Genomic DNA, 25,530 nt, shown 5'->3' with positions numbered 1-25,530 from the left:
CGGTCATCGTGATGATGCCTTTCGAGTCGAGGTAAGAGACTTCTCGAAGGATCACACGGTGACCGCGTCCACGTCTTCACGACGAGCCGGGCCACCGCGGCTACACCACTATGCGGGACTCAACTCGTCACTGACGCCAGCTGTGCGGCGGTGGGGAAAAGCGTCGGGTCAGCCTTGTTCCGGAAGTCGGCGAACGATATGGCGAGCTCTGTCGGTTCGGTACCGGCCAGTGACGGGTAGGCCTCGAATGTCTGCCCGCCGGCGTCGAACTGCAACACCAGCTTCTGGTTCGAGCCACCCGGTGCGAGCCACGCATTGAGCTGGTTGAAGCCCGTCCAGTCCTGAGCGCCGTCGAAGGCCTTGCCGAATCCCGCGTAGTCCCTTGGGCCGAATTCATAATCGAACGCCACGGCCTTGCTTCCGGTGCCGACGACGTCGGTCGACAGCGCGATGAGGTCGGCGGCGTCGTTGTTGAATGCGTAGGCGGCGCGGAGCGCGGCATCCGATCCGTACCCTTCGAAGTCGTCGATCACCCCGACAGGGAACAGGGGCGCGCCACCCAGGATGACCTCGGACGACGCCACGCGCTCGGATCCGTCTGCGTATTCGGCGACGACGGTTATTGTCGCCGGGCCGTTGACTAGCGCCTCGCTGCCGATCTGCCACTCGCCAGTGAAATAGCCGTCGGCGAGAACTAGGGGGTACCTGGTCGTGTCATCGTCCACGGTGAAGTACGCGTCGTTCGGTGCCTCGGCCGTCGCTTTCGCTCGAACCGTCGCGGACTCCGTCGTGATGCGAACCCCGTCTGCGGGCGAGACCAGTCGGAAGGTGGCATCCTGCCCGGCGGGGGTCGCAGGTCGATCGAAAGCGTCATCAGCGATCTCGTCCGCGAAGACGGTGTAGTCGTCTTCGTAGAATTGGAGGAAATCCTGGTACATCTCGTGTTCTGGCAACGTGGCCGTGGCCGGGTACGGCACGTAGAACTGTTCCAGTCCCCAGTTGGACCATGTCTGCATATATGAAATGCGGCTGGCCTTCGGGTCAGCCTTGATCGCGTCGAGGATGTCCGTGTAATACTGCAGGCTCTTGTTCCCGGATTCCTTGATGGTTCGATCGCCGTTGCGGCCGAATTCAGTGAATGCCGGTATTTTTCCGCGCTCCTCGGCAATGTCGGTGATCATGGCGAGGTCAGGGATGAGCTGCGAAATCCATGCGTCGGAATTCTCCGGCTCGTTGCTGTTCTCGTAGAAGTCGTAGCCGATGATGTCGATGTACTCGTCGCCGGGATATGTCTCGAGGTAACGCGCCTGGTCTCCGCCGAACGTTCCGTTGGGCGAGAAGGAGTAGAGCAGGTTGTCGACTCCCTTCACATCGCGCAGGTACTCGACGGTATAGCGGAAGATCTCCTTGTATTCGCCGGTCGTCGCATGGGCAGCTCCCCACCAGAACCAGGAACCGGTGTTTTCGTGGAAGGGGCGGAAGATCAGCGGGATGTCGTTGCCGTTCTCGTCGACCGTGAGACTGGCCGTGAGAGCGATGAGATCGAGGTACTCGTTGAACTCGGCGTTCTTCGGACCGCCAGGGAGGATCGTGCTCACCGGACGTCCGGTCGTGGTGTAGAAGTCCTCGCCGGTAGCGAAGTTATACATGTGCGTGCTTATCGTGTTGATACCGCCGAGCGCGTGGGCATTCTTCATCCCATCGGCCCAGATCTGCGCGTTCTCCTCGCCGTTCTCTTCGAGTGTGCCGATGCCCGGCGCCTCGAGACCCTCCAGGATCAGAGTGTCCCACCCGAAAATAGCCGGGTGGTCGCCGGTGCCCGCGAGCACGTCCGAACTGACCCCATCCGCCTCGGAAAACGTGATGCCGTTGTCTGTCGTGTGCTGGTGACCGAAGAGAGCACCATTCCCCTGCTGGTCACGAAGGTAGCGAAACAGTGAATTCGTCTCCGCAGATGCATTCGTGTCCGCGATGTTGATGACGCTTGGATCATCGACAGCCACCGCGATGGCGGGCGTTGCTCCAGTCAGTGCCACTGCGACGGCGGTGCCTATCGCGATGGCGGATGCGCTCGCGCGCTGGCGAAACTTCCCCATAGTTGCTCTCCGTTGAACCGTGTGATTTGTGCCCCCACGGCCGTTTCCTCGTTCGGGGGTCGTTGCAACGGTAACTTACTTCGGTTACTTAATTAAGAGCGGGTTTCTGGGCGCTTGATTACGTGGCATTCACTCGTCGCGAGTTGATGGCCGAGTGAGGGGTGATCTGGTGCTGCATCACGAGTGTTGCAGCACCAATTGCCGCAGCGTCAACTCCGAGATCGGAGAGCTTCACTGTGACGGAGTGGATGCCACGCATGAATGTGCCCCGCTGAAGCATGCCGTGGATAGTTTCGGCATATATTTCCCCTGCGGTCGTGAAACCGGGGCCGGAAAGAAGGATTTCGTCGAGATCGAGCAGGTTACTGAGCGTGACGATCCCCGCGCCGAGGTACCTCGCGGACGCCTCGATGAGCCCACGGGCGGCCTTGTTGCCCGAGATGGCTGCCGTCGCGACCGCTTCAAAAGTGCGGCGGTCGACGTCCGGGTCATCGGAAAGCTCGAGGGAGGCGACGAGACCGGGATTGCGCATGGCAGCTGCGGCAACGGCTGATGGACTCGCAAACACTTCAACGCATCCCTGTGCGCCGCAGTGGCACTGTGGCCCGTTGATGTCCAGCGAAATGTGGCCGAGTTCACCGGGATTCGATGATGAGCCGTGGAAGACCCGGCCGTCGACGAGAATGCCGGCCCCTATGCCATCCGCCATGTATACCGTCGCCGCGACGGGCGGGGGCGCATCACGGCGAGTGGTCCAGTAGTCGCCGAGCGCCGCGCACGTCGCATCGTTGTCGAGCAACACCTTTAAGCCCGTCAGGTTCTCAAGTCGCTCCTCGAGGGCAAACCCGCGCCAAAGCGGGCCGGGCTGAAGCCCACGCAATTCTCCGACCGCACAGTCGAGAGGGCCGGGACTCGCGATTCCAACACCGACGACACTTTCGGGGTCAACCTTGTGGGCTCCGAGGAAGTGAGCGATCTCGCGTGCGAGCCTTTCTGTAACTGCGGATGGGTGAGCGTCTCGGGCCCCTTCCGTTTCCCTAACCGCGATGACCTCACCCGACAGGTCGGTGAGGACCAGGGCGATCCTCGAGCGCGCAAGCGACACCCCGACGGCGTGGCGGGCCGAGCTGTTGACCGCCAAAATGGTCCGGCGCTTTCCTCCGGTCGAGACGCCGTGACCGATTTCGACTACAAGGCCGTCGTCAATCGCCTTTCGCACCACCGTGGAGATGGTCGCTTCTGTGAGTCCAGTACGCGTCGCAAGTTCAACTCGGCTGATTTCTCCGGCCGATCGGATGCCATCGATTACGAGGCTGCGCGTGCGGTCGGCCGACCTCGTGCTCTCTCGTTTCACCCACCGACTCCTCACCCGCCAATTTTCAGCGGTGTCGAGGTGAGACTATCGAACGCCATCAGCTGCCGGGATAGGCATAGGCCAGTCGAGGCGCCACCTCAGACGTATAGGTTGTCCAAGGCGTGCCGGCCTGTCCCAGCCCCAGGAGCTGCCTCGCACACTGGAACATGAACGCGGGCCGATGACCAGCGCCCAGAGCTTGCAATCGGCCGTCCTCTTGCGAGCGGGCGCCACGCCAGCTTTTATGACCTATGCCGCACGTCGGACAGCATCTGAACACCGGTTGCTCATGCTGATATCGATTGAGCGCGCCAGCTGATATCAGACGGGGATGACGCATACCCTACGCACAAATGACAACGTCGGACATAATGGACAAAGCATGTCAAAAACATTAGAGCCCACCTTGAATGCCCGGCGTCCTTTCGTAGGCCTCGCCAGGTTGTTGCGTCCCCGTTCACTGAGGCTCAGCATTGCTGCTTTCGCTTATCTGCTCAAGGACAGCCCTCAGTGGGTGCTTCCAGTCATAACGGCCGCGGTAATCGACACGGTCGTAAACGGAGGGCCCGTAGAAGGCCTCATCTGGTTAGGGGCAGGTGCAATGGCTCTGGTCGCGACCAACTTTCCCGTCAACCTGCTCTGGGTGCGCCTGTATAGCTCCACTATCCGCGATCTCGGCGTCACGCTACGAAATCAAATGGCCCACCGGCTGCAAGAGCTGTCCATCGGTTTCCACTCCCGTTCGAACTCGTCCATAATCCAAACCAAAGTTGTTCGCGACGTCGAGAATGTCGAACTGATGCTCCTCCAAGGTGCAAACCCCACTCTGAGCGCTCTCGGCGTCCTAGTCGGAGCCGGGATAGTACTGGCGCTGCAGGTGCCAGCATTTCTTCTTCTGTTCGCCTTGGTCGTACCAATTTCTGTGGCGCTAATCCGCTGGATGCGCGTTCGAAGCGAGGTTCGCAACGAGGGTTTTCGGCGCGACGTGGAACTCTTCTCATCGCGCGTGGGAGAAATGGCGTCCTTACTCCCTATCACTCGGGCGCACGGGCTCGAGTTCACTGCGACCCAACGGGTTGTTTCCAGCGCACGGACCGTCCGCGACTCGGGCCTGTCGCTCGACATCACCAACGGGAAGTTCGCTGCTCTGGCGTGGATGGCCTTCCAACTACTCGCGATCGCTTGCTTGATTGGTGCTGCGGTGATCTCTATCGCGGGACCGCTATCGATCACGCCGGGTCAGGTTGTGCTCCTGAGCACGTACTTCGTCTCTATGACGAACTCAATAGTCAACCTGTTGAACCTGGCGCCCATAGTCACGAAGGGCCGGGAATCGTTGAAGTCGATGGGAGAAGTATTGGAGGAGCCCGACCTGGAGAAGAACGAAGGCAAGGTCACGGTCTCCACCACCCACGGGAACCTTCGTTTCGAAGGAGTCGGCTACCGCTACTCGGTAGACGACGACCCCGCTATACATGAGATCGATCTCGACATTCGGGAAGGCGAAACTATTGCTTTCGTGGGCCGCTCGGGTTCCGGAAAGTCCACCGTTCTCAATTTGGCTCTCGGGTTCCTGCGTCCTACAAGTGGACGTATCCTTCTCGATGGCACGGATATGGAGTCCCTGGATCTGCGCACGGTTCGGCGGCACATATCCGTGGTGCCTCAGGAATCCGTATTATTCACCGGCAGTATCCGCGAGAACATTACGTACGGGCTGGGGCAGGTTGACGAGGCACTCATTAGAACCGCGTTGCGAGATGCGAACGCCCTAGCGCTGGTCGACGGGCTCCCGGAAGGGCTTGAGACAATGCTGGGAGAGAGGGGTGCGCGGCTCTCGGGAGGTCAGAAGCAGCGAATTTCCATTGCCCGCGCCCTTATCCGCGATCCGCGAATCCTGCTTCTCGATGAGGCGACGTCTGCGCTCGATGCCGAGTCTGAACAGCAGGTGCAGCAGGCGCTGTCGAACCTCCGTCGCGGTCGAACCACTTTGGTCGTCGCCCACCGCTTGTCGACAATCCGTTCTGCGGATCGGATAGTGGTCCTGGACAACGGAACAGTCGCCGAAGTGGGCACCCACGCCACATTGCTCCACGCGAATGGTTTATACGCTCGGCTCTTTGATGCGCAAGCTGGCTGACCTATGCCCCATTTCGATTTACCCCTCCATGAACTTCAACGCTTCGCGCCACAGGTGGATGAGCCCCCTGATTTTGATTCTTTCTGGGCCCATACATTGCGTCAGGCCCGCGACCACGACATCGGATTATCGATCAAGGACGTCGATTCGGGTTATACCCACCTGCGCACGCAAGACATCAGCTTTTCGGGTGCTAACGGCGACCGAATTAACGGATGGTTCATAGCCCCGCGCTACGTACACGGACCGCTTCCCACAGTCGTTTCTTACCTCGGATACGGTGGCGGGCGAGGAGCTATTGGGTCCTGGTCGCAACTCCCCTCTGCGGGGATCGCTCAGCTAGTCATGGACACTCGCGGTCAGGGCAGTCGCTACCGGCCAGGGGACACACCGGACGGTGCATTCACCGGCCCTAGTTCAGCCGGTGTCATGACCCTCGGCATTGATGATCCGCACGCGTACTACTATCGCCGACTCTTCACCGACGCCGTTCGGGCGATCGACGCCGCCGCTGTCCACCCATTGGTGGATCTCAACCGCCTCGCTGTGCAGGGAGGGAGCCAAGGAGGCGGTGTTGCAATCGCCGCAGCGGGGTTGAGCGCGACTCCAGTCGCGCTGGTAGCGGACGTGCCGTTTCTCTCCTTCTTTCGACGTGCGATCACGCTCGTCGACACCCATCCCTACGCCGAGATTGTCGAGTATCTGCGTGTGCACCGGAATGCGGAGGCCCGAGTTCTTCAAACTCTGTCTTACTTCGACGTAGTCAATTTCTCCATTCGTGCGAACGCGTCCGCCCTGTTCTCAGTGGGCCTGATGGATCAGGTCTGCCCACCCTCAACGGTGTATGCGGCGTTCAACGCCTACCTTGGGCCCAAAAAAATGGACGTGTACCCGTACAACGGGCATGAGAACGGCGAGGAAATACAGGCGGAGGCCACCGTGCAGTTCCTGCGACAAGCTCTGGGCCTAAGTGGCGGCTCCTAAACCCGACGTGATTTCCCAAGCCCGGCTCAAGCCATTGTGGCTCTAACCAGCGCTCTCCGAGAGAAGACGGTGAGATTCGCGCAGCAGCAGTTCGGTGGGAAGCACCACCTGCTCGAGGTGTCCCTCAAGTCCGTCCAACCGGCGAAAAGCGATCTGCGCGGCCATTCGTCCCATCTCGCGAGGATCGTGTGCCACAACCGAGATTCCCAAGATGCTCGCCAACTCGAAGTCGTCGAAAGAGAGCATGGCAACAGGCGACCCTTTAGCGCGTAATGCGCGGTAAACACCTAGCGCCGCCCGGTTATTACCGGCGAACACGGCGTCCGGCGGATCGGACAAGTCGAGCAATTCGGACATTGCCCGCTCAGCCGTATCGGTGCTCTCTCCATCCTGCCGGACGAGGACCGGGTCATCCTGCAGGCCGCGAATCAGCAACGCATCTCGGTACCCTGCGAGGCGCTCGCCGTGGGTGTATAGGTGGGCGGAGCTCCCAACAAAGCAGATACGCCGGTGACCGGCGTCTGCGAGCGCCAGCACACCCGCCCTGGCGCCACCCCGGTTGTCGAACACAACAGAGTCACTGGCAACGTTGGTGAGCGGTCTGTCAACCGCGACGATCGGAATGCCGAACTGACGTTCGCCTTCCAGATAGGAGTGATCTTCTGCAATGGGAACCAATAGAAGCGCCTGAACACGGCGTTCGATCATGCTCACAACCGTGGGCTGTTCTCGGGCGGCTTGGTCGTCCGACGCCGATATCACCAGCGTCAGACCTCGCTCGGCAGTGGCAGTGCTGACGCCAGACGCCACCTGTGCGTAGAAAGGGTTGGTCAAATCGCCGATCACGAAAGCAACGGAAGAAGCGACGCCGCCGCTGCGAAGATCACGCGCGATGGCGTTGGGGCGAAACCGCAGCGCCTTCGCTGCGTCCAGGACCTTAGTCCGAGTGGAAGCCTTAACAAGCTCGCCATTGGACAGAGCCCTGGACGCCGTCTTCACGCTCACCCCTGCCAGTCGTGCTACGTCAGCGACTGTGGCGCGTTGGGTCCCACCACGCGTCTTGGAAGCGTTAAGTGTCACGTCGGTCATGCGGCAAAGTATAGGCGCGTCTGGGGCGCCGCCTGCTGGTCAATTTCTGGCGTGTTTGGGCCGCTTCGAGAAGTTCGCACTGTGTTGACAACGTGGGACATTTTCGACGACAATTGGAGTCTTGCTGATTGAAAGGCGCCCTATGTACAGGCAAAGCGGCCTCCGCCCTGGCAGTGCTGGCGTCGGCGACGACGATAGCTGTCTTGAGGCTCCACAATGATCGCCGGTATTGAGACCGGAGGGACCAAGGTCATTTGTGCAGTGAGTCGTGAGGAAGAACCGGAGCGCATCGTTTCGTCGGTCCGAATTACTACCACGGCGCCGGCAGAAACTATTGACGCTGTGAATCGGTTCCTCGACGACGTGTCCACGGAGGAGCCCATTCGGGCGCTCGGGATTGCTTCGTTTGGGCCGGTGAATGTGGAACCGTCACGAGCTCGTTATGGATGGATCACGGGAACTACGAAGGTTGGTTGGCAGAACACGTCTCTGCTAGATCGGATCCCTCTGGCCCGCGCGGTTCCGACCACGGTGGTGTCCGATGTCAGCGGCGCAGCTCTCGGTGAATATCGCTGGGGTGCGGGCAGAGGGCTGCAATCCGTGGCCTACGCCACCTTCGGCACTGGGGTCGGCGTAGGAATCATTCTCAACGGTTCTCTTGTTGCAGGTAATGGGTATCCCGAGGTGGGTCACGTCCTAGTTCGCCGTCATCCTCGTGATGACTTCAGCGGAATTTGCCCCTTTCACGGGGACTGCCTGGAGGGCTTGACCTCTGGCCCAGCGATTATGGCTCGATGGGGAGTCAATGCATCGCTATTGACTGGGCGAGCGCGGGCGACAGGTTACGAGATTATCGCCTACTACATAGCTCAAGTCACTGCCCAAGTGACGTTTGCCCTTGGTGTGGAGCGTTTCATCGTAGGCGGTGGGGTGTTGGGTGCACCCGGTTTATTGGATGAAGTGAGGCAGCAACTCTCCGGGGTTACTGGCGGGCCCTTGGCGGGTCATGGGATGACGGCTGATCCTTTTGACTTTCTCGTGCCTCCTGCATTGGGCGGCGACGCCGGAGTGCTTGGCGCTCTTGCTATTGCTGAAGGTCTTGTCCTGCACCAGCCATTGACAGAAGTCGCCCCGTAGGCAGTTTTGATGTGAGAGACCGTTTGGTTGGGAGCGACCAGCGGGGTGCTGGCGTCAAAGGTGGGTTGACCGTCAATATCCGTGCCACTCTGCTCCCGCCCCAAGGTGAGCCTGATCGATGTTGCCAGTTTGCACCGTTGTTTGGATTTGAAAGTGGTTTCCACCAGCAGTGATCGGTGCGACTGCAACTAGCTAAGTTCACGTTTCTTGTATTGCTGTTCAGCGAGAAGGGAGTGGTTGCTGTAGCAACCACTCCCCTGGTAAGCCGCCTCAGTGTGGAACGGGGTTACTCGGGTCGGCCCTCACCGACCGAGACTTGCTCGGCGTTTCGACGGCCGTAGTACCTTGCTACGACCTTCTCGCCGGGCTTGGCGTACATGCAGTAGTCGTCGTTTTGGTCCGCCTCAGTGGGACTGTAGAGCTTGGCGGGCCAATCCCACAGAGCGAATCCGGCTACCCAATCTCGCGACGAATTCTCCTCAAACATCTCAGCAAGGTAGTCCGCCTGTGCTTCGACTGACACCTTGCCGGCCAAGGTCCAGTCGTTCGGTTTCGCTGGTGATGTGTCGCGACTTGGGCAACCTGCTTCAATGAACAAGAAAGGCTTGTCGTATTTCGCGACTACCGGTGCGATGCGATCGAGTTGTGTCTGCCACGACCCGGTGGGGTAATACCCGCTTGCCGAAATGACATCGACTGCGTCCCACCAAGTCAGATGGTCTTCTTGGTACTTGTCGCAGTTGTAGGTAATAGGTCCCGAATACACGGCGCGGACTTGGCGGATGAGCTCCCGCCATTCGTTCTCGCGGGAGTCAGCGCGCACCATTTCGCAGCCTATGCAGAACAGGTCGACGCTCATTTCCTCGGCAAGTGTTGCCATGTGCACCATGTACTGGGTGTAGGAATTAAACCATTCGCCCCAAGTGGCTTCGCCAGGAACGTCCCAGTCGAAAAACCCGATGTACCCGCGCCATGTGCCGTCTTTGCAGTTGACCGTGGGTTTGAGGCATACCTTGTATCCCCGTTCGCGGCTGGCGTTGATGGCCCATCGAATCTCGTCGTCGGTCGGCGCTGGCGCCTCTCGCCATTCCACGACTGTTTCTTGGGCATTTGCTTGCTGAGCGGCGTAGGCGATCACTACCCAGTTGATGTTGGTTCGGGATAGCTCATCGAGCGAGTGTGTCGCTTCGGCGGTGGCCCATGTGCCGCGGACGCCGGTCCATCCCCAGGTCATTCCAGAGAAATGACCTCCGAATAATGCTTGCGCAGCCCCGGCGGCGGGGGAGGTATCGCGAACGCTCATGAGAGTACGTCCGCGGTAGCGGTGTTGGTGATGAGCTGGTTGGTGGTTCGGATGATGTCTGCCTCCAGGAATCGGTTAGAGGGCACGGTGCCCGCTGTCGTGATGTGCACGGTGGCTTGTTCACCGGGCAAAAGGGTGATGAGTTGGTCACTTGCCTCGGCGTCTGGGGAGGCGATGTCCGCGAGGACGGTGAGGTCACGCACTAGGCCTGTTGCCGTGATCATGAGGTCGACACCGCCTGGGACAATGACCGCCTCGGCTTTGAACGGTTGAGGTTCCAGTTCCGAGTCGCGGGGTTCGGTGAAGAACCAGAGGCCGCGGGTGTCACCGGTCGACGCCCGCAACAGTTCTCGCGACGGAGTGTCAGGGGCGGCCAGTGCGTCGGGGACAGTAATGCGCTGTGTTCCTCGCGCAGGAAGGTCGACCTCCACTCGTTCCGAGCCGAGTGTTGTTCCGTCATAGGTTAGGCGGTCGAGAAGGAGCGTCCCGCTCCACGCAACGGCGGAATCATTGACTAGTACTACTTCCAGCCCGACTTTGGTGGGCTGGACCGTGATGAGGCGGTCAGCGAAGCCCTTTCGGATGGCGTGCAGGAGTGGTTTTGGGCGCTCGTAGCCATCTACGGCAGCCCAAGAGACAACTGGCCAGCAATCGTTGAGTTGCCAAACGATTGCGCCTTGGCAGTGCGGCGTGAGGGACCGGAAGTATTCGATAGCGACGGAGACGGCGTTCGCCTGGTTGAGCTGCATGGCCCAGTGCCAGTCCGGCATGTTGTTGGGAAGTGGGATGTGCGGGAGAAGTCCGTCGGTCAGTTTGACGTTGCCTTCCATCGCTTTCTGATGCACCAGCATGCCGGGGGACTCCGGGGTTAGGGGGGAGTCGGTGAGTGATTCCGTCAAGGTGGACCATGCGGGTGGTCCCTGCCATCCGAATTCAGCAACGAAGCGGGGTCGCTGGTCGCGATAAGTTGGGTAATCCAAGCGGTTCCACTGCTCCCACAGGTGCATCGATCCGTTCAACTCGTTGTTGGGGTGGTCGAGCGGGTTAGGGGAGAACGGACTTCCAGGCGTGTAGGCGACGTGTGGCGCGAGCTCAGCGACGATGGCAGGGAATAGATCGTGGTAGTACCCGGATCCCCAGGTGCGACCCTCGAGGCGAAGTTTCCAATTCCATTCTTCGTAGCCCCATAGGTTTTCGTTGTTCCCGTTGAGGAGCACGAGGGACGGGTGTGCGCCAAGGCGGGCCACCGCTTCACAAGCTTCGGCGACGATTTCACCGCGCAAGGGCTCCTCTTCGGCATAGGCGGCACAGGCGAGCAGGAAGTCTTGCCATACGAGCAGGCCCAATTCGTCGGCAAGGTCGTAGAAGTCTTCAGATTCAAAGATGCCACCGCCCCACACCCGTATGAGGTTCACATTTGCAGTGAGCGCTTGATTCAAGCGACGCTCGTACCGGTTGCGGTCGACTCGGTGGGGGAATGCGTCGTCGGGAATCCAGTTCACCCCTCGAACGAAAACACTCTGTCCGTTGATGACCAGGGTGAAGGGTGTGCCTTCTGCGTCTTCAGCAGTATCTATCTGCACCGTGCGAAATCCGATGCGCCGGTCTATGCGGTCGAGTATCGTGTCGCTGCTTGAGGCGGTGAGTGTGAACTCGTACCGATTGGGCTCCCCGTATCCGACGGGCCACCACAGATCGACGTCGTCTATTTGTAGCGTCAGGACGGCTTCGGTTTGGCCGGCCTGCAAGGTGACATTGGTTGATACTCCACCCAATTCGCCCCGAAGAGTTACGGGGCTTGTTCCTGTGCGCTCTACAGTGACGGTTGCCGTCAGTTCACCCAGTGTGCCGTTGACGGTGGGAACGGTAGTCACTGACGCTATTCGAGTGTTTGACCACGAGTGAAGAACAATCGGCTTCCAGATGCCGCTCGTTGCCGTGTCAATTCCCCAGTCCCATCCGAAGCTAGATGCCATTTTGCGAATGGCGTTGTAGGGATGGTGATTCACATGGGGGCGGTACCCCAGCTCGAGGCTCGCGAGGTCAGCGGCGGGGACCGGCGCTGCAAATAAGACGATGAGGTCGTTCGACCCCTCCCTAAGAAAGGGCTTCACCGGCACGCGATAGGACCGGTGCTGGTTGCGGCTGCTGAGTACGGTATGGCCGTTCAGGATGACCGTTGCCATTGTGTCCAGCCCACCGAAGGCGAGCTCGACATTGTTGTGTCCCTCGTCGGCCCAGTCGAAGGTGGTTGCGTACCTCCAGTCGGTGTGTCCGATCCATTCTTGGAGCCGCTCGTTGGTGTCGAGGTAGGGGTCATCGATCAGCCCGACCGCCAGAAGGTCGGTGTGCACCACGCCGGGAACAGTCGCTGGAATCAGGCCTGCTTGCGTGACCGCGCCAGGTACTCGGCGTGAAGTTGTGGGCCGCACTGTCCAGTTGGAGTCGAGGGTGCGAATGTCTTGCAGGTTCATTTCGTTGCTCCTTGGGTAATGCCGCTGTAGATGAAGCGCTGCAGCAGGAGGAAGATCACGAGAGTAGGGATGATGACGATTAGTGCGCCAGCACCGATGACCTGCCACTGCGTGCCGAAAGGCCCGGTGAAGCGGAACAAGGACGTCGAGATGACCCCAAGGTCGCGGGACGGCATATAGAGGAAGGGGATGTAGAACTCGTTGTAGATAGCGATGCCTTTGATAATGACTACTGTTGCGATCGCGGGTTTCAGAAGTGGCAGGATTACCCGCCAGTAGATGGCGAATTTGCTCGCACCGTCGAGCATGGCCGCTTCGTCGAGACTCTTCGGTATGGACTGCATGAACTGCACAAAGATGTAGATCGCGATGATGTCGGTTCCGAGGAACAGGACTATTGCGGCCCATGGAGTGTTGAACAGCCCAAGGGTATTGACCACGCGGAAGGTGGCGACCTGGGTAGTGACCCCGGGCACCAGGGTGGCAAATAAGAAGGCCGCGAAAACTACGCGCTTCCCGCGAAATTCAAATCTGTCGAGGGCGTACGCCGTCATGGTCCCCACGAGGACGGTGCCAGTGACCGACACGAGGAGGATGAAGAACGTGTTGGTGAAGGCGCGAAGCATGTCGCCGTCGGTGAACGCGATGGCAAAGTTCTCGAAGTTGAGCCAGTTCTCCGGGGGCGTAAGTGGCGTGGTGGTGGCATATTCCTCGCGCGTTTTCAGCGACACGAACACGATGACGACTAGGGGGAGGAGTGTGCAGGCAACCGCGACGATGAGGGACGTGTATTTGCCGACCGCGGGGAGGAGCTTGCGCATCAGAGGTCGACCTTCTCGTCGGGAACGATCTTGCGTTGGATGATGGTGGAGACGATCACGATAAGGAGCAGAACGACTGCAAGCGCCGACGCCAGGCCCACCTTCCGGTAGACGAAGGCTTGCTGCACGGTTTCGATCACGAACGTCGCACTACCGTTGGCGCCTCCCGTCATGATGTAGGGGATCTCGAAGACTGACAGGCTCCCGGCAATCGCGAGAATGAATGACAAGCTGATGATGCGCTTGATGCCCGGCACGATGATGTAGCGGAATTGTTGCCACTTGCTCGCACCGTCGAGTTCGGCCGCCTCGTACTGCTCAGAGGAGATCGATTGGATTGCCCCGAGGAAGAGTACGAAGTTAAGTCCCGTATACCGCCATACGGAGGTTCCAGCCAGCGAAACGTTTACGAGGTCAGGATTTCCTAGCCAGAATTGGGTCTGGTCGCCGAGTCCAAACGCGGCCAGTGTTGCATCGAGTGTTCCGTTGGGTTGAAAGAAGTACAGGAACACGAACCCAATTGCGACCCCGTTCAAGAGGTAAGGGAAGAACAGCACGCCCTTGAAGAAGTTCCGGAAGCGAGTGTTGAAGCTGAGCAGTGTTGCGAAGTAGAGGGCCAGCGCCATCTGCAAAAAGGATGCGGCGAAGTAGTAGAGGCTGACCGCGAACACTTGCCAGTACTGCGGTTTCGTGAAGATGTCCACATAGTTTTGCAGGCCGACAAAAGGCTTTGTGGGGTTGATTCCGTTCCAGCTCGTGAAGCTGTACCAGATCATGTTCCCGACTGGTACGAAGGTGAAAGTGATGAGAAGTGCGAGCGGTATGGCTAGGAAAATCCATGGCGTGAGCCGTGCAGCAATTCCCCGCTTTGATCGGATGGTGGTCGGGTCTCCTGCTGCGGCTACTTGAAGCGCGCCCCCGGTCGAGCTGGTCATTTGTGTCATGACCGATTCCTTTCCGGGGACGCGCCCCTGATTCTTTCGAGTTGCGGTCAGCGAGCGAACTGCGCGCGCGCTTCGGCCCACCGCGTGTTCAGGTCATCGAAGAACGATTCCTTGGTGCCGTCGGCGGCGCCGCGAGCAACATCGACCAGTTCCTGGCGGTAGACGCCTCCGGTGAGGTCGATCTCGGCTGCGCTGGCGATGTCGGTTTCGAGTGTGGCCTGATCCGCGGGAAGTGCGGCCACCTCGACGTACTCGACGCCTTCGGTCTCGAAGTCGGCGAGGGTGCTTGGAGATTCTCCGTCCACCAGCGGGGACAGTCCGCCGTTCTCTGCCGCGTAACCGGACTCGTTTGCGAACCATTCAATCCATGCCCAGGCTGCGGCCTTGTTCTCCGAATTGACGTTGATGCCATTTTCGTAGTCGCCGCTAATCGAGGAGTAGAAGGTACCGTCAACCTCGTATGGGAACGGCATGTATCCGATGTCCTCGGCACTGCCTCCTGCGGCTTCTGCGGCTTCCTGAAGCTGTGTGATCGACCATGACCCAAGAAGCATGCTGGCGACCTGACCCGATCCGAGAAGATTCTTGGACTCTTCCCAGTTGGTGGTGAGCGGGTCGGGTTCGCTCAATCCCTGGTTCACGATGTCGAAGAGCAGGGAGTCCTGAATGTAATGGGAATCTCCGCTGTCTTCGCTCCAGGGTTCGTCCATGGATACGAGGTCGACGGTGGCGTCGGCGTTTCCAGTGAGGGCGCGGTTTGCGTCCCACTGCGAGAGCGGCCAAGCGTCGGCGTAATTGGTGTAGTAGGGAATAGCGTCGGTCGAGTCCTGAATGGCAGTGAGGTCCGCCAGAAATTCATCTGGGGTGGTGGGCCAGTCGGTGACTCCGGCGGCCTCCCATATCTTTTTGTTGTAGGCGATGCCCTGGGCGTTGCCGGTGATAGTGATCCCGTAGGTGTCCTCCCCGAATGCCTGCTCTGTGAGGAACCGGTACTGTTCCGACAATTCCTCCACCGTGCCAAGTGGTTCGAAAAAACCGGCGAGCTGGTCCTTTGTCACGGCATTAGGGATCAGTAGGACGTCCCCGTAGTCATCCGTGTTGAGTCGCGTTGCGACTTCGCCCTCGTAGTCAGTGATTGCCTCGAAGTTGACTGTTACATCGGGGTACTTCTCCTCGAACGCTGCGGCGTAGTCGGCGAAGGTAGTGTCCACGATGTCAGTCCGGTTGGTGAGGACTGTGATTTCGCCTTCTGGCGTGCCGTCAATGGTGTTGTTTGCCGAGTCTCCACCTCCCGAGCAACCCGCGAGAACGACTCCAATTGATAGGACCCCGATAGTGGCAAGTACGCGCTTTGTAGCCATTTTTACTACTCCTCTGATCGTCGTTGACCGACAGGCCGCCATGGGGACGCAGTCTGCTGTGGTGTCTCGCACGAAGTTACACGGCCTCACAAGTGGGCGCAAGCCATTTTTACCGACGTTGTCATTTCGATGCGAAAGGAGTTCTTTTGCGTCGCCCTCTGTCAATTCGGCCGCCCAGCTCGGACTCTAGGCTGCCGAACATCATGGATTGCGGTCATGTTTGGAGAGATTCATTCGGTCGCCCAGCGACGAGAGGTCCGCTTTGGGATCAATGGGTAGCGTCTCGAGTCCCTGGGCGACCGCGACCACATGCCGCTGCCGACCTATGGTGCACGTCGGGGCCCGTCATGGTCCGCGAGTGCGTTGGCTGCGGCCTCGAACAGCAAATAGCGGCGACCGCTGTCCCCGTGCAGCTCGAACCGTGGACCGGCCACGAACTCACGCCTCAGCACAACACCGCCCGTGAGGTGGCTGGAGGTAAAGGTGGAGGCTCGGGCGAGGACTGTTGAGGTCGCAAGATATGACACGCGTTCCAAGTGCCTCGGGTATTTCTCGGGGACCAAGTTCATTGGAGGTCGGGTTCAATTTCGACCGGTTTTGAGGGAATCGAGCGCCGTAGGGGCACGATTATCCTTGCCGTCACTAGATTCTTTAGGATGACTGGTCATCGTTCGATACCGCCAGGAAAGGGTGTGTCTGTGGCCAGGCTCTCCCGTCCCCCCGCGAAGATGCAGGACGTCGCTTCATTGGCGGGAGTGTCCCGAAAAACGGTATCGAACGTACTCTCGGGATACGAGCACGTATCTGTCCTCATGCGAGAGCGCGTAATGGCCGCCGTCACTGAGCTCGGTTACGAGGTCAACGTGAGTGCGAGAAACTTCCGTGTCGGTCGATCTCAGGTGCTCGGTCTCGCCGTTCCGGAACTCAGTCAGGCGTACTTCGCCGAGCTCGCCGACGCCGTCATCCGCTTCGCCGGGGCGCGCGGCTACGCCGTACTCATCGAGCAGACCATCTCCGACGGGGCCACCGAGGTAAGCACCGCCGCCGCCATGCGCAAGCACTCCATCGACGGGTTGATCTACAGCCCGCTCTCATTCGCTCCGGCAGATCCCGCGCATCTCGACACCGAGTTCCCGCTAGTGGTACTCGGTGACGCTGTGGACGGCAGCTTCGCCGACCACGTGAGCATGTCCAATGCGGCGGCAGTGCGCGCAGCCACCGAGCATGTGCTCGATCTCGGCCGACACCGGGTCGCCTTCGTCGGCGCCAACCCCAAGGGCCCGGTCGGCACAGGGGCTCTCCGACTCGAGGGCTACACGGAAGCCCTGCGCGGCCGCGGGATCGAGCTCGACCCCGAGCTGATCGTGTCGGCATCCGTCTGGCACCGCACCTACGGCGTCGAGGCCGTAGAACGCCTGATTGCCTCGGGCACCGAGTTCGATGCCGTGGTGTGCTGCAACGACGCCCTTGCGCTCGGGGCGATGCACGCGTTGCAGCGATCCGGGCGAGCGATTCCCGACGACGTGTGCGTGGTCGGTTTCGATGACATCGAAGACAGCGCCTACGCCACGCCGTCACTGACGACTGTATCTCCCCAACGAGATGAGCTCGCCAAGGCGGCGGTCGACCTGCTCATCGATCAGATCGAGGGCGAACCACAGGATGTACCCCGTGAGATCCGGATCGGGTACGACTTGATTGTGCGGGAATCGACCGGCTCCCAAAGTCGGATAACGATCTGAGCCGCATCGGTTTACACCGATGTAAATCTGGTGCTACGTTTACACCGATGTAAATCCCGACTCGCAACCCTTGCGACTGTGAACGACCCACCGCACTCGAACAATGACGTCGAGGCAGATTGCAGGTTTTCAATGAAGAAGCTGACCGGAGCCCTCGCCGCGGTGGCCGTCACCGCCATCGGGCTCAGCGGATGTGCTGGAACAACCGATGCCGAGTCTTCCGGCCCCGTGTCTCTGACGTTTTGGCACGGTTACACCGAGGCTGACGGCGGGGTGCTTGACGGCATTGTGGAGGACTTCAACGCCTCACAGGACGACATCACCATCGAGACCGAGACGAAGACCTGGGCCGTCATCGATGACACCCTGCTCCCGGCTCTGTCGTCCGAGAACGGCCCGGAGATCGTCGCCATGACATCCGACCGCCTCCCCGTATACGCCACCAGAAATGCGCTCGTCGACCTCGACGACTTCTACGCCGACTCTGCCAGCAACACCGAGGCACTCAAGCCCGAAGCCGTCGACATGGTCTCGGTCGACGGCACCAAGTTCGGCGTTCCGAGCGGGTTCGTCCCGCTGTCCGTCATTTACAACAAAACCCTCTTCGCCGACGCCGGCATCACCACCTTCCCTACCACCTGGGATGAATGGGTGGATGCCGCCAAGAAGCTGACTATCGACTCGAACGGTGACGGGACGCCCGAGCAGTACGGGATGGTGCTCCCCGATCACGCGACCGTGGGCAACGGCATCTGGCCGAGCCTCTTCGCCGGTGGCGGCGGATCGATCACGAGCGCCGACGGCACCGAGGCGACCATCGACTCCCCCGAGAACGTCGACACCCTCACCTACTGGGCAGACGCCGTGCGCAACGACCTGATTTCTCCCACCGGTGTCGACGGTATCGGGTCCGATGAGCTCTTCACAGCGGGCAAGGCCGCGATGGAGATCGGTGGACCATGGATGGCCGGAGTTGCCACGGCATCTGACATCGACTACGGACTCGCGGCGATCCCCGCAGGACCCGAAGCGCAGGCCTCGACCGCGATCGGTATCTCGCTCGCCATCACCGCTCAGGCCGACGACGCGAAGCAGGCCGCGGCCGAGAAGTTCCTCGCGTACTTCAACGACAAGGCGACCGCGACCGAGTGGGCACTCGGGTCGGGATGGCCGCCGCTGCGCACCGATGTCTCCGCCGCGGATGTCAGCGCCAACGCTACCGTCGCGAGTCTCACCGAGATCGCACCGGGCACCCTGCCCTTGCTCCCCGGAGTCGTGAACAGCACCGATGTCCTCACGGCGATGGACACGGCGACGCAGAAGGCTTTTGCCGGAGGTGACCCGGCGACACTCCTGGCCGAGGCTCAGGCGAGCATCGAGGACGCTCTCTCCAAGTAGCTCCCGCTGCCCATCCGCCCCTCTGAGATAGATGGCGGTGCGGGGGTTCCGTTCCCGGAGCCCCCGCACCCCTGGGAGTAAGCATGACGACGCAGCACCTCACCAAGCCACGCGGCTACAGACCCCCGGGTCAGCTGGGCGGTCGCACGCCTCTGAACGGCACGTTCGCCCGGCGCGCTGCCGTGGTCGGATTCCTCGCTCCGGCGCTTATCATCCTGGCCGTGTTCGTCGGATGGCCGATGGTCTCCGCGCTCCAGCTGTCCTTCACCGATGCGAGCGGTTTCGGTGACCCGGGCTTCGTCGGTATCGACAACTACGTGCGGGTGTTTACCGACGCCAATATCATCCGCTCGATGGGCAACACCGCCCTCTACGCCGTGCTCTTTACCCCGGTGGCGATCATCGTCGCGCTCGTGCTGGCCCTCATCGTCAACAGCCCCAGGCTCCCCTTCGCGGGATTCTTCCGGTCGGTGCTGTTCCTCCCCTTCATCGTGTCCCTTGCAGTGGCCGCGTTCGCCTGGTCGTACCTGCTCGACCCGCAGATAGGGCTCCTGAATTACTGGCTCCAGGGTGCCGGCATCCGTATCGGAAACGTCCTGCAGGATCCCCTCCTCGCGATGCCCACCGTCGCTCTCGTCGCTGTCTGGAAGAGCTTCGGGTTCTACATGGTGATCTTCCTGGCGGGGCTGCAGGAAATCCCGACGAGTATCTACGAAGCAGCTCAGCTCGATGGCGCCACGGGCTGGAAGCGGTTCACTAACATCACCTTCCCGATGCTCAGCAGCACGATGGCTTTTGTGGTCATCGTCGCGCTCATCGCGGCGTTGCAGGCCTTTGACCAGATCTACGTGCTCACCGGCGGGGGGCCCTACCAGAGCACCGAGACGATCGTGCTTCAGATCTATCAGTCCGGGTTCAAGGATCTCGAGCTCGGCTTCGCCTCGGCGCTCTCCTACGTATTGCTCATCGTGACCCTGCTGTTGAGCCTCGTCCAGTTCCTGTTCTTCGGACGTCGCGGAGAGGACATCGCCTCATGACCGCCCTCGCAAAGCGAAGCGAGGTCGCCGCCACCCGCACCGCCTCCGGCCGCGATTCCCACCGTCCCTCCAGCCGACCGGATGTGGCGCGCTGGCTGTTCTTCGCGGTGTTCCTCGCCATCACGCTTGCGATCATGCTGCCCGTCATCATCATTGCGCTCACAGCGTTCAAGCCGGCATCCGAGGTGAACGCCTTCCCGCCCACCCTCTTCCCCGAGCAATGGACCCTCGACAACTTCCGAGCCATCTTCTCCGAGCTGCCGTTCGGCAGGCTGATCGTCAACAGCTTTGTCTTCGCCGGCGGGGTCACGGTCTTCGCCCTGGCGTTCGATTCACTCGCGGCCTATGCGCTCGCTCGGCTCGATTTCCGAGGGTCGAAGGTGCTGCTGATCGTGATCATTGCCACTCTGATGATTCCGTTCCAGGCCACGCTGATTCCCATCTACCAGCTGGTCTCCGACCTCGGGTGGGTGAACACGTTCTGGGGCCTGATCGCCCCGCGGGCCGCCGACGCCTTCGGTATCTTCTTCCTTCGGCAGTTCTTCCTCGCTCTGCCGCGAGACCTCGACAACGCCGCTCGTATCGACGGGGCCTCCGAGTGGCGGGTGTTCCGTAGCGTGGTGCTGCCGAACGCGGTGCCCGCGCTGCTCACCCTCGGGGTGTTCACCTTCGTGAATAACTGGAACGACCTGCTCTGGCCGCTCGTCTTCACGACCGAGCAAGAGATGGGCACGATCACATCCGGCCTTACCCTGCTGACCGGCCCCGGGGGCATCATCCCGCAGGGCGTGATGATGGCCGGCGCTCTCATCGCCGTGCTGCCGCTCGCCATCCTCTTCCTCATCGTGCAGCGCCGCTTCATCGAAAGCGTCGCGAGCACGGGGCTCAAGTGACTCCTAACCCTGGTCGCATCCCTCCGTCCCCGCTTTCCAACAACGAAACGAGCACCCCGTGAAATGGTTCGAGACTGGGCGCCTGAACTTCGCTCTGGGCATCGAGGACACCTTCGTCCCTCAGAGCCGCGCCGGCGAGCGTCCCATCGACGAGTACGCCCTCACTCAGCACTATGAGCAGGTGCACGGCGATCTCGGACTCGTGAAGAAGGTCGGAGCCGACCTGCTGCGCTGGGGTGTGCCGTGGTACCGGATCGCACCGAGTCCTGGCATCTGGGACTGGGGATGGGTCGACCGGGCGATGGACAGATTCCGCGAGCTGGAGCTCACCCCCATCATCGACCTGCTCCACTACGGAACCCCGCTCTGGCTCGACGACCAGTTCGCCAATGGTGACTACCCCCAGCACATCGCGGACTTCGCTCACCGCTTCGCCGAGCGGTACGGCGATGTCGCGACCGACTACACCCCCGTGAACGAACCGATCATCCACGCGCTCTTTTCAGGTGAATACGCCTACTGGCCGCCGTACCTCGAAGGCGCGACCGGATTCGCGACAATCGCGTCCTCCTTGGCGCAAGGCTTCGTGCTCAGCCAGAAGGCCATCGCTGAGATGCTCGGAGATCGCGCCACGTTCGTCCACGTCGACGCGGGCATGCGGTTCGTCGGCGACGTCGACGTGCCCGAACATCGCGAGACCGTGGCACGGCTGCGTCATCAGACGTTCCTCGTCGAGGATCTCGTCACCGGTTCTGTACGAGACGGGCACCCGCTGCTCCCCCAGCTCCGCGCCGGCGGTGTGACCGACGACACGCTGGCCTGGTTCGCCGACAACACCGTCAGGCCCGACGTCATGGGCGTCAACTACTATCCCCTGCACTCCACCGAGGTCTTCGAAGCCGGCATCCACCACCGCGGTGGATTTGCCGACCCGCGCCCGGCAGTCAATGCCGGCACCGAGGGCCTGCGGGAGGTGCTCACGACCTACGCCGAGCGGTACGGTGCGCCCGTCATGCTCACCGAGACCTGTGTCACTGGATCGGTCGAGCAGAGGCTCGCGTGGATGGATGACTCGGTGCGCACGCTTCACCAGCTGCGATCCGAGGGCGTCCCCGTCGTCGGTTTCACCTGGTGGCCGCTCTTCGACATGTACGAGTGGACCTACCGCCACAGCACGAATCCGAAAGCCGATCACCTGCTGACGATGGGTCTATTCGATCTCGTCGACTCTCCGTCCGGGCACCTCGACCGGCGCCGCAATCCCGTCGCCGATCGATTCCTCGAGCATGCAGCCGCCCCATCACGAGCGGGTGCCACCGCCGATCCCGCCGTCTCCACCCGAAAGTAGCTCATGCTCGAAGCCCATCTCACCGTCATCGCCGAGGCGCCGATCGGTCCCATCAACCGACGCCTCTTTGGTTCCTTCGTCGAGCACCTCGGGCGGATGGTCTACGACGGCATATTCGAACCCACCCACGACCTCGCCGATGCCGAGGGATTCCGAACCGACGTGATCGAGCTCGTCAAAGAACTCGGCGTCACCGCCATCCGATATCCCGGCGGCAACTTTGTCTCCGGATTCCGATGGGAGGACAGCGTCGGTCCGCGCGAGTCACGCCCACAGAGACTCGATCTCGCCTGGCATTCGACCGAGACCAACGAGGTGGGACTCCACGAGTTCTCGGGTTGGCTCGAGAAGGTGGGCAGCGAGCTCATGCTGGCGGTCAATCTCGGTACCCGCGGCGTCCAGGAGGCGCTCGATTTGCTCGAATACTGCAACCTGCCGACGTCGAGCGCCCTGTCCCGCCAGCGCGTCGAGAACGGTCGGAGCGAACCCTTTGCTGTCTCCATGTGGTGCCTCGGTAATGAGATGGACGGGCCCTGGCAGCTCGGGCACCGCTCCGCCGATGACTACGGCAAGCTCGCGGCACAGACCGCGCATGCCATGCGTTCGCTTGATGCTTCGGTGGAGCTCGTCGTCTGCGGTTCGTCGAGCGCGTCGATGCCGACTTTCGGCGAGTGGGAGCGGGTCGTGCTCGGCCACACGTATGAGCTCGTCGACTACATCTCCTGCCACGCCTACTACGAAGACAAAGGCGACCGGGCGTCGTTCCTCGCTTCCGGCGTCGACATGGACCGCTTCATCGAGACGGTCGTCGCGACAGCAGACCATGTGAAGGCCGTGCGCAAGAGCGACAAGACGATCGACATCTCGTTCGACGAATGGAACATCTGGTACAACGAGCGCTTCGAGAAAATCGACAAGATCGAAGGCCTCGACAACTGGCCGACGGCCCCGCGTCTGCTGGAGGACGTCTACACGGTGACGGATGCCGTGGTGTTCGGAAGCCTGCTGATCTCCCTGCTGAAACATGCCGACCGCGTGACGAGCGCCTCGCTCGCTCAACTCGTCAACGTGATTGCCCCGATCATGACCGAGCCGGGTGGCCCGGCATGGCGGCAGACGACATTCTTCCCTTTCGCCGCGGCATCCGCTCACGCGCGAGGGATCGCGCTGCCGGTGAGCATAGCCTGCGACACGTATCCGACGACCACGTTCGGGGATGTGCGGTTGATCGACGCGGTAGCGACTCTGGATGAATCCGAAGCACGAGTATCGGTCTACCTAGTCAACCGCTCCGAGAACGACGAGATTTCGGTGACCGTCGAACTCAGCTCACTGACCCCGACGACAGTGTCGGCATTGACCCTGGCCGACGCGGACCCGGATGCGACGAACACGCTTCAGCATCCGGATCGCGTCGGCCTCACCGACAACGCCACCTGCACACTCGACGGTGACACCGTGACCATCGTGCTCCCGCCGATCTCGTGGACCGAGATCCTGCTGTCCATCTGACCCGAACCGCAAATAAAACCGCAATCACAAGGAGCAATGATGACGATGAAGTTGTCTAGCACCGGGTTTTGTGGAGGCTCGTTAGACCCGTTCCATCGTGGTGATGGCCGGGATGCTGCTGTGTAGAAACTCGGTTTCGACTTCGACTGGTGATCGGTACCTGATCTCGCCGTGCAGGCGGCGGTGGTTGAACCAGTCGACGTACTCGGCGGTCGCGATCTCGAGGTCGTCGATGCTCCGCCAAGGACCGCGGTTGCGAATGAGCTCGGCCTTGTAGAGGGAGTTGAATGCCTCGGCCATCGCGTTGTCGTAACTGTCGCCCTTCGACCCGACCGACGCGAGAGCCGCCGCGTCCGCGAGGCGTTCGGTGTATCGGATGGCTCGGTATTGCACTCCGCGGTCACTGTGGTGGATGAGTTGGGACAGGTCCCGGCCGGCGCGGCGGCGGGTCCAGAGCCCCATTTCGAGAGCGTCCGGGGCAAGATCGGTGCGCAGCGACGTGGAGAGTTGCCAGCCGACAACGCGGCGACTGAACACGTCGATCACGAACGCGGCGTAAACCCACCCGGAGAACGACCGAATGTAGGTGATATCTGCCACCCAGAGACAGTCCGGCGAGGGAGCGGCGAACCGACGCTCGACAAGATCGGCGGGGCGGTCCGCGAGCGGCCCTGGGATGGTGGTCTTTGGGCCCTTCGACCGGCGGATCCCGCGCAGGCCCTCCTGCCGCATCAGGCGCGCCACCGTGCAGCGCGCCACCTGCTCTCCGTCGCGGCGCAGCTGCGCGTGCACCTTCCGGACCCCGTAGTCCCCGAAGTTCGACTGGTGGATCTGCCGAATCTTCACCACTGTGGTCTCGTCCGACAGTGCTCGCTTCGACGGCGGCCGAGCTCTGGCCGCGTAGTAGCTCGACGGGGCGACCTGAAACTGCCGGCAGATCGGCTCGACCCCGAACTCGCTCCTGTTCTCGTCGATGAACTTCACTACCTGGTCGAGGGGCGGCCTGGCTCCGCCGCGAAGAAAGCCGACGCGCTCCTCAAAATCGCATTCGCCCGCCGCAGCTCACGATTCTCCCGCTCCAACTCGAGCACCCTGGCTCGTTCGTCGGTAGTCACACCCGGGCGCACGCCCTCGTCGATCTCGGCCCGCTGAACCCAGCCGCGCAACGTGTCGGACGGGATACCGAGCTGCTGCCCGATCCTGGTGCACGCACCCCGACTGCCACCGCTCTCGTTCTTCGAATCGAGCACCAGGCGCACCGCCCGCTCACGCAACTCCGGTGGGTACTTCCTCATCGCTGGCATTATTCTCAACCTTTCGGGTGATCAAGAACCTCCATCAAGCCCGGGGCGAGACACTTGGCCTTGCCCACTTCTTGCGCATGATGCCGACATTGGATTTGATTGACGGTCATCATGCGAGACCGCACTGGACCAACTATCCCGACCATCTGTGTGAGTCTTGGCAAAATGGGGCACGGAAGCTGCGGCTTAATCTGACCTGCAATCGTGACGCCGAACCGGACCATTCATTCGAGCGTGGGCTCACCGAACGCTGCACGGACGGGACTGTCGCGCGGCCGATTGACGGAGCTCAACACGCTGGCCTTCAGGCCCACCCGGACCAATCCATCTAACGGCACGTCAAGAACCTGAGCTTGGCCGAACGCCAGATCATCGGTAGCCAGAACAGCACCTAAAACTGCATCAACCACCTCAAACCTAACGACGGCAGTTGTATTCGGGGCGTCATCGCGTTGAGCCGCCGTAGTCGGGTCAAGTCCCCGGTGGTGGTGTAGCGGTGTCCTTCGGTTTGGGGGTTAGGCGCTGAGTCCGAGGGCGGGTTCGGTGGTCACCTCGGTTCCGGTGTCGGGGACGAGGGTGAGGCGGGATCTGGC

At 61.2% G+C, this 25,530-nt stretch carries 17 protein-coding genes, 1 pseudogene and 1 other annotated feature; of the genes and pseudogenes, 9 read left to right on the top strand and 9 right to left on the bottom strand.

What is annotated here, in order from left to right; translation table 11 throughout:
* Positions 1 to 119 precede the first annotated feature (119 nt).
* Both G5S38_RS12620 and G5S38_RS12615 read right to left on the bottom strand, forming a co-directional pair.
* Complete coding sequence (locus G5S38_RS12620) at positions 120 to 2,096, bottom strand: glycosyl hydrolase (RefSeq protein WP_165069236.1); 1,977 nt, start codon at positions 2,094 to 2,096, stop codon at positions 120 to 122.
* A gap of 118 nt (positions 2,097 to 2,214) precedes the next feature.
* Positions 2,215 to 3,450: an ROK family transcriptional regulator gene (locus G5S38_RS12615; protein ID WP_165069234.1), complete on the bottom strand. Its 1,236-nt coding sequence runs from the start codon at positions 3,448 to 3,450 to the stop codon at positions 2,215 to 2,217.
* Between the two features lie 331 nt (positions 3,451 to 3,781).
* Here G5S38_RS12615 and G5S38_RS12610 point away from each other — a divergent pair, with 331 nt between their 5' ends.
* Both G5S38_RS12610 and G5S38_RS12605 read left to right on the top strand, forming a co-directional pair.
* Positions 3,782 to 5,590 (top strand): ABC transporter ATP-binding protein, encoded by a 1,809-nt coding sequence (locus G5S38_RS12610; protein WP_407943847.1) that lies wholly within the window; start codon positions 3,782 to 3,784, stop codon positions 5,588 to 5,590.
* 3 nt (positions 5,591 to 5,593) lie between these two features.
* Positions 5,594 to 6,574 (top strand): acetylxylan esterase, encoded by a 981-nt coding sequence (locus tag G5S38_RS12605; protein ID WP_165069232.1) that lies wholly within the window; start codon positions 5,594 to 5,596, stop codon positions 6,572 to 6,574.
* Between the two features lie 42 nt (positions 6,575 to 6,616).
* Here G5S38_RS12605 and G5S38_RS12600 read toward each other — a convergent pair whose 3' ends face one another.
* On the bottom strand, positions 6,617 to 7,663 hold the full coding sequence (locus tag G5S38_RS12600) for a LacI family DNA-binding transcriptional regulator (RefSeq protein WP_165069230.1): 1,047 nt from the start codon (positions 7,661 to 7,663) through the stop codon (positions 6,617 to 6,619).
* 216 nt (positions 7,664 to 7,879) lie between these two features.
* On the opposite strand from G5S38_RS12600, the gene G5S38_RS12595 reads away from it, so the two are divergent.
* On the top strand, positions 7,880 to 8,800 hold the full coding sequence (locus tag G5S38_RS12595; RefSeq protein WP_165069228.1) for an ROK family protein: 921 nt from the start codon (positions 7,880 to 7,882) through the stop codon (positions 8,798 to 8,800).
* A 286-nt stretch (positions 8,801 to 9,086) separates the two neighbouring features.
* Here the strand turns inward: G5S38_RS12595 and G5S38_RS12590 are convergent, their stop codons facing one another.
* The 5 genes from G5S38_RS12590 to G5S38_RS12570 are packed head-to-tail and all read right to left on the bottom strand — an operon-like array spanning position 9,087 to position 15,703.
* Positions 9,087 to 10,103: a glycoside hydrolase family 113 gene (locus tag G5S38_RS12590; protein ID WP_235929062.1), complete on the bottom strand. Its 1,017-nt coding sequence runs from the start codon at positions 10,101 to 10,103 to the stop codon at positions 9,087 to 9,089.
* Positions 10,100 to 12,577 (bottom strand): glycoside hydrolase family 2 protein, encoded by a 2,478-nt coding sequence (locus G5S38_RS12585; protein ID WP_165069226.1) that lies wholly within the window; start codon positions 12,575 to 12,577, stop codon positions 10,100 to 10,102. The genes G5S38_RS12590 and G5S38_RS12585 overlap by 4 nt, the downstream gene beginning before the upstream one ends.
* Positions 12,574 to 13,398: a carbohydrate ABC transporter permease gene (locus G5S38_RS12580; RefSeq protein WP_165069223.1), complete on the bottom strand. Its 825-nt coding sequence runs from the start codon at positions 13,396 to 13,398 to the stop codon at positions 12,574 to 12,576. Before G5S38_RS12580 ends, G5S38_RS12585 begins: the two co-directional genes overlap by 4 nt.
* Positions 13,398 to 14,342: a carbohydrate ABC transporter permease gene (locus tag G5S38_RS12575; RefSeq protein ID WP_165069220.1), complete on the bottom strand. Its 945-nt coding sequence runs from the start codon at positions 14,340 to 14,342 to the stop codon at positions 13,398 to 13,400. The genes G5S38_RS12580 and G5S38_RS12575 overlap by 1 nt, the downstream gene beginning before the upstream one ends.
* Positions 14,343 to 14,389: 47 nt before the next feature.
* The gene (locus tag G5S38_RS12570) at positions 14,390 to 15,703 is read right to left on the bottom strand and encodes an ABC transporter substrate-binding protein (protein WP_165069217.1); all 1,314 of its coding nucleotides are present in this window, start codon (positions 15,701 to 15,703) and stop codon (positions 14,390 to 14,392) included.
* 728 nt (positions 15,704 to 16,431) lie between these two features.
* Here G5S38_RS12570 and G5S38_RS12565 point away from each other — a divergent pair.
* The 6 genes from G5S38_RS12565 to arfA all read left to right on the top strand — a co-directional run bounded on the left by G5S38_RS12565 (position 16,432) and on the right by arfA (position 23,633).
* A complete protein-coding gene (locus G5S38_RS12565; RefSeq protein ID WP_165069238.1) occupies positions 16,432 to 17,445 on the top strand; it encodes a LacI family DNA-binding transcriptional regulator in 1,014 nt (337 codons plus the stop codon).
* A gap of 132 nt (positions 17,446 to 17,577) precedes the next feature.
* A complete protein-coding gene (locus G5S38_RS12560; protein WP_165069214.1) occupies positions 17,578 to 18,843 on the top strand; it encodes an ABC transporter substrate-binding protein in 1,266 nt (421 codons plus the stop codon).
* Positions 18,844 to 18,926: 83 nt separating this feature from the next.
* Complete coding sequence (locus tag G5S38_RS12555; protein WP_165069212.1) at positions 18,927 to 19,880, top strand: carbohydrate ABC transporter permease; 954 nt, start codon at positions 18,927 to 18,929, stop codon at positions 19,878 to 19,880.
* Positions 19,877 to 20,773 (top strand): carbohydrate ABC transporter permease, encoded by an 897-nt coding sequence (locus G5S38_RS12550; protein ID WP_165069209.1) that lies wholly within the window; start codon positions 19,877 to 19,879, stop codon positions 20,771 to 20,773. Before G5S38_RS12555 ends, G5S38_RS12550 begins: the two co-directional genes overlap by 4 nt.
* Positions 20,774 to 20,831: 58 nt before the next feature.
* Positions 20,832 to 22,121, top strand: a complete 1,290-nt coding sequence (locus tag G5S38_RS12545) for a family 1 glycosylhydrolase (RefSeq protein ID WP_165069207.1) — start codon at positions 20,832 to 20,834, stop codon at positions 22,119 to 22,121.
* A 3-nt stretch (positions 22,122 to 22,124) separates the two neighbouring features.
* Positions 22,125 to 23,633: an arabinosylfuranosidase ArfA gene (arfA, locus tag G5S38_RS12540; protein WP_165069204.1), complete on the top strand. Its 1,509-nt coding sequence runs from the start codon at positions 22,125 to 22,127 to the stop codon at positions 23,631 to 23,633.
* A gap of 81 nt (positions 23,634 to 23,714) precedes the next feature.
* On the opposite strand, the pseudogene G5S38_RS12535 reads toward arfA, so the two are convergent.
* Positions 23,715 to 24,937, bottom strand: a pseudogene (locus G5S38_RS12535) (IS3 family transposase).
* Positions 24,546 to 24,659: a sequence feature (AL1L pseudoknot), on the bottom strand. It overlaps the preceding pseudogene by 114 nt.
* Positions 24,938 to 25,530: the final 593 nt, after the last annotated feature.

It is taken from the genome of Marisediminicola senii, assembly GCF_011057645.1.
GTDB classification, from domain to species: domain Bacteria; phylum Actinomycetota; class Actinomycetes; order Actinomycetales; family Microbacteriaceae; genus Marisediminicola; species Marisediminicola senii.
The sequence above is the reverse complement of the archived record's forward strand: the minus strand, read 5'-3'. Positions and strand labels throughout refer to the sequence as shown.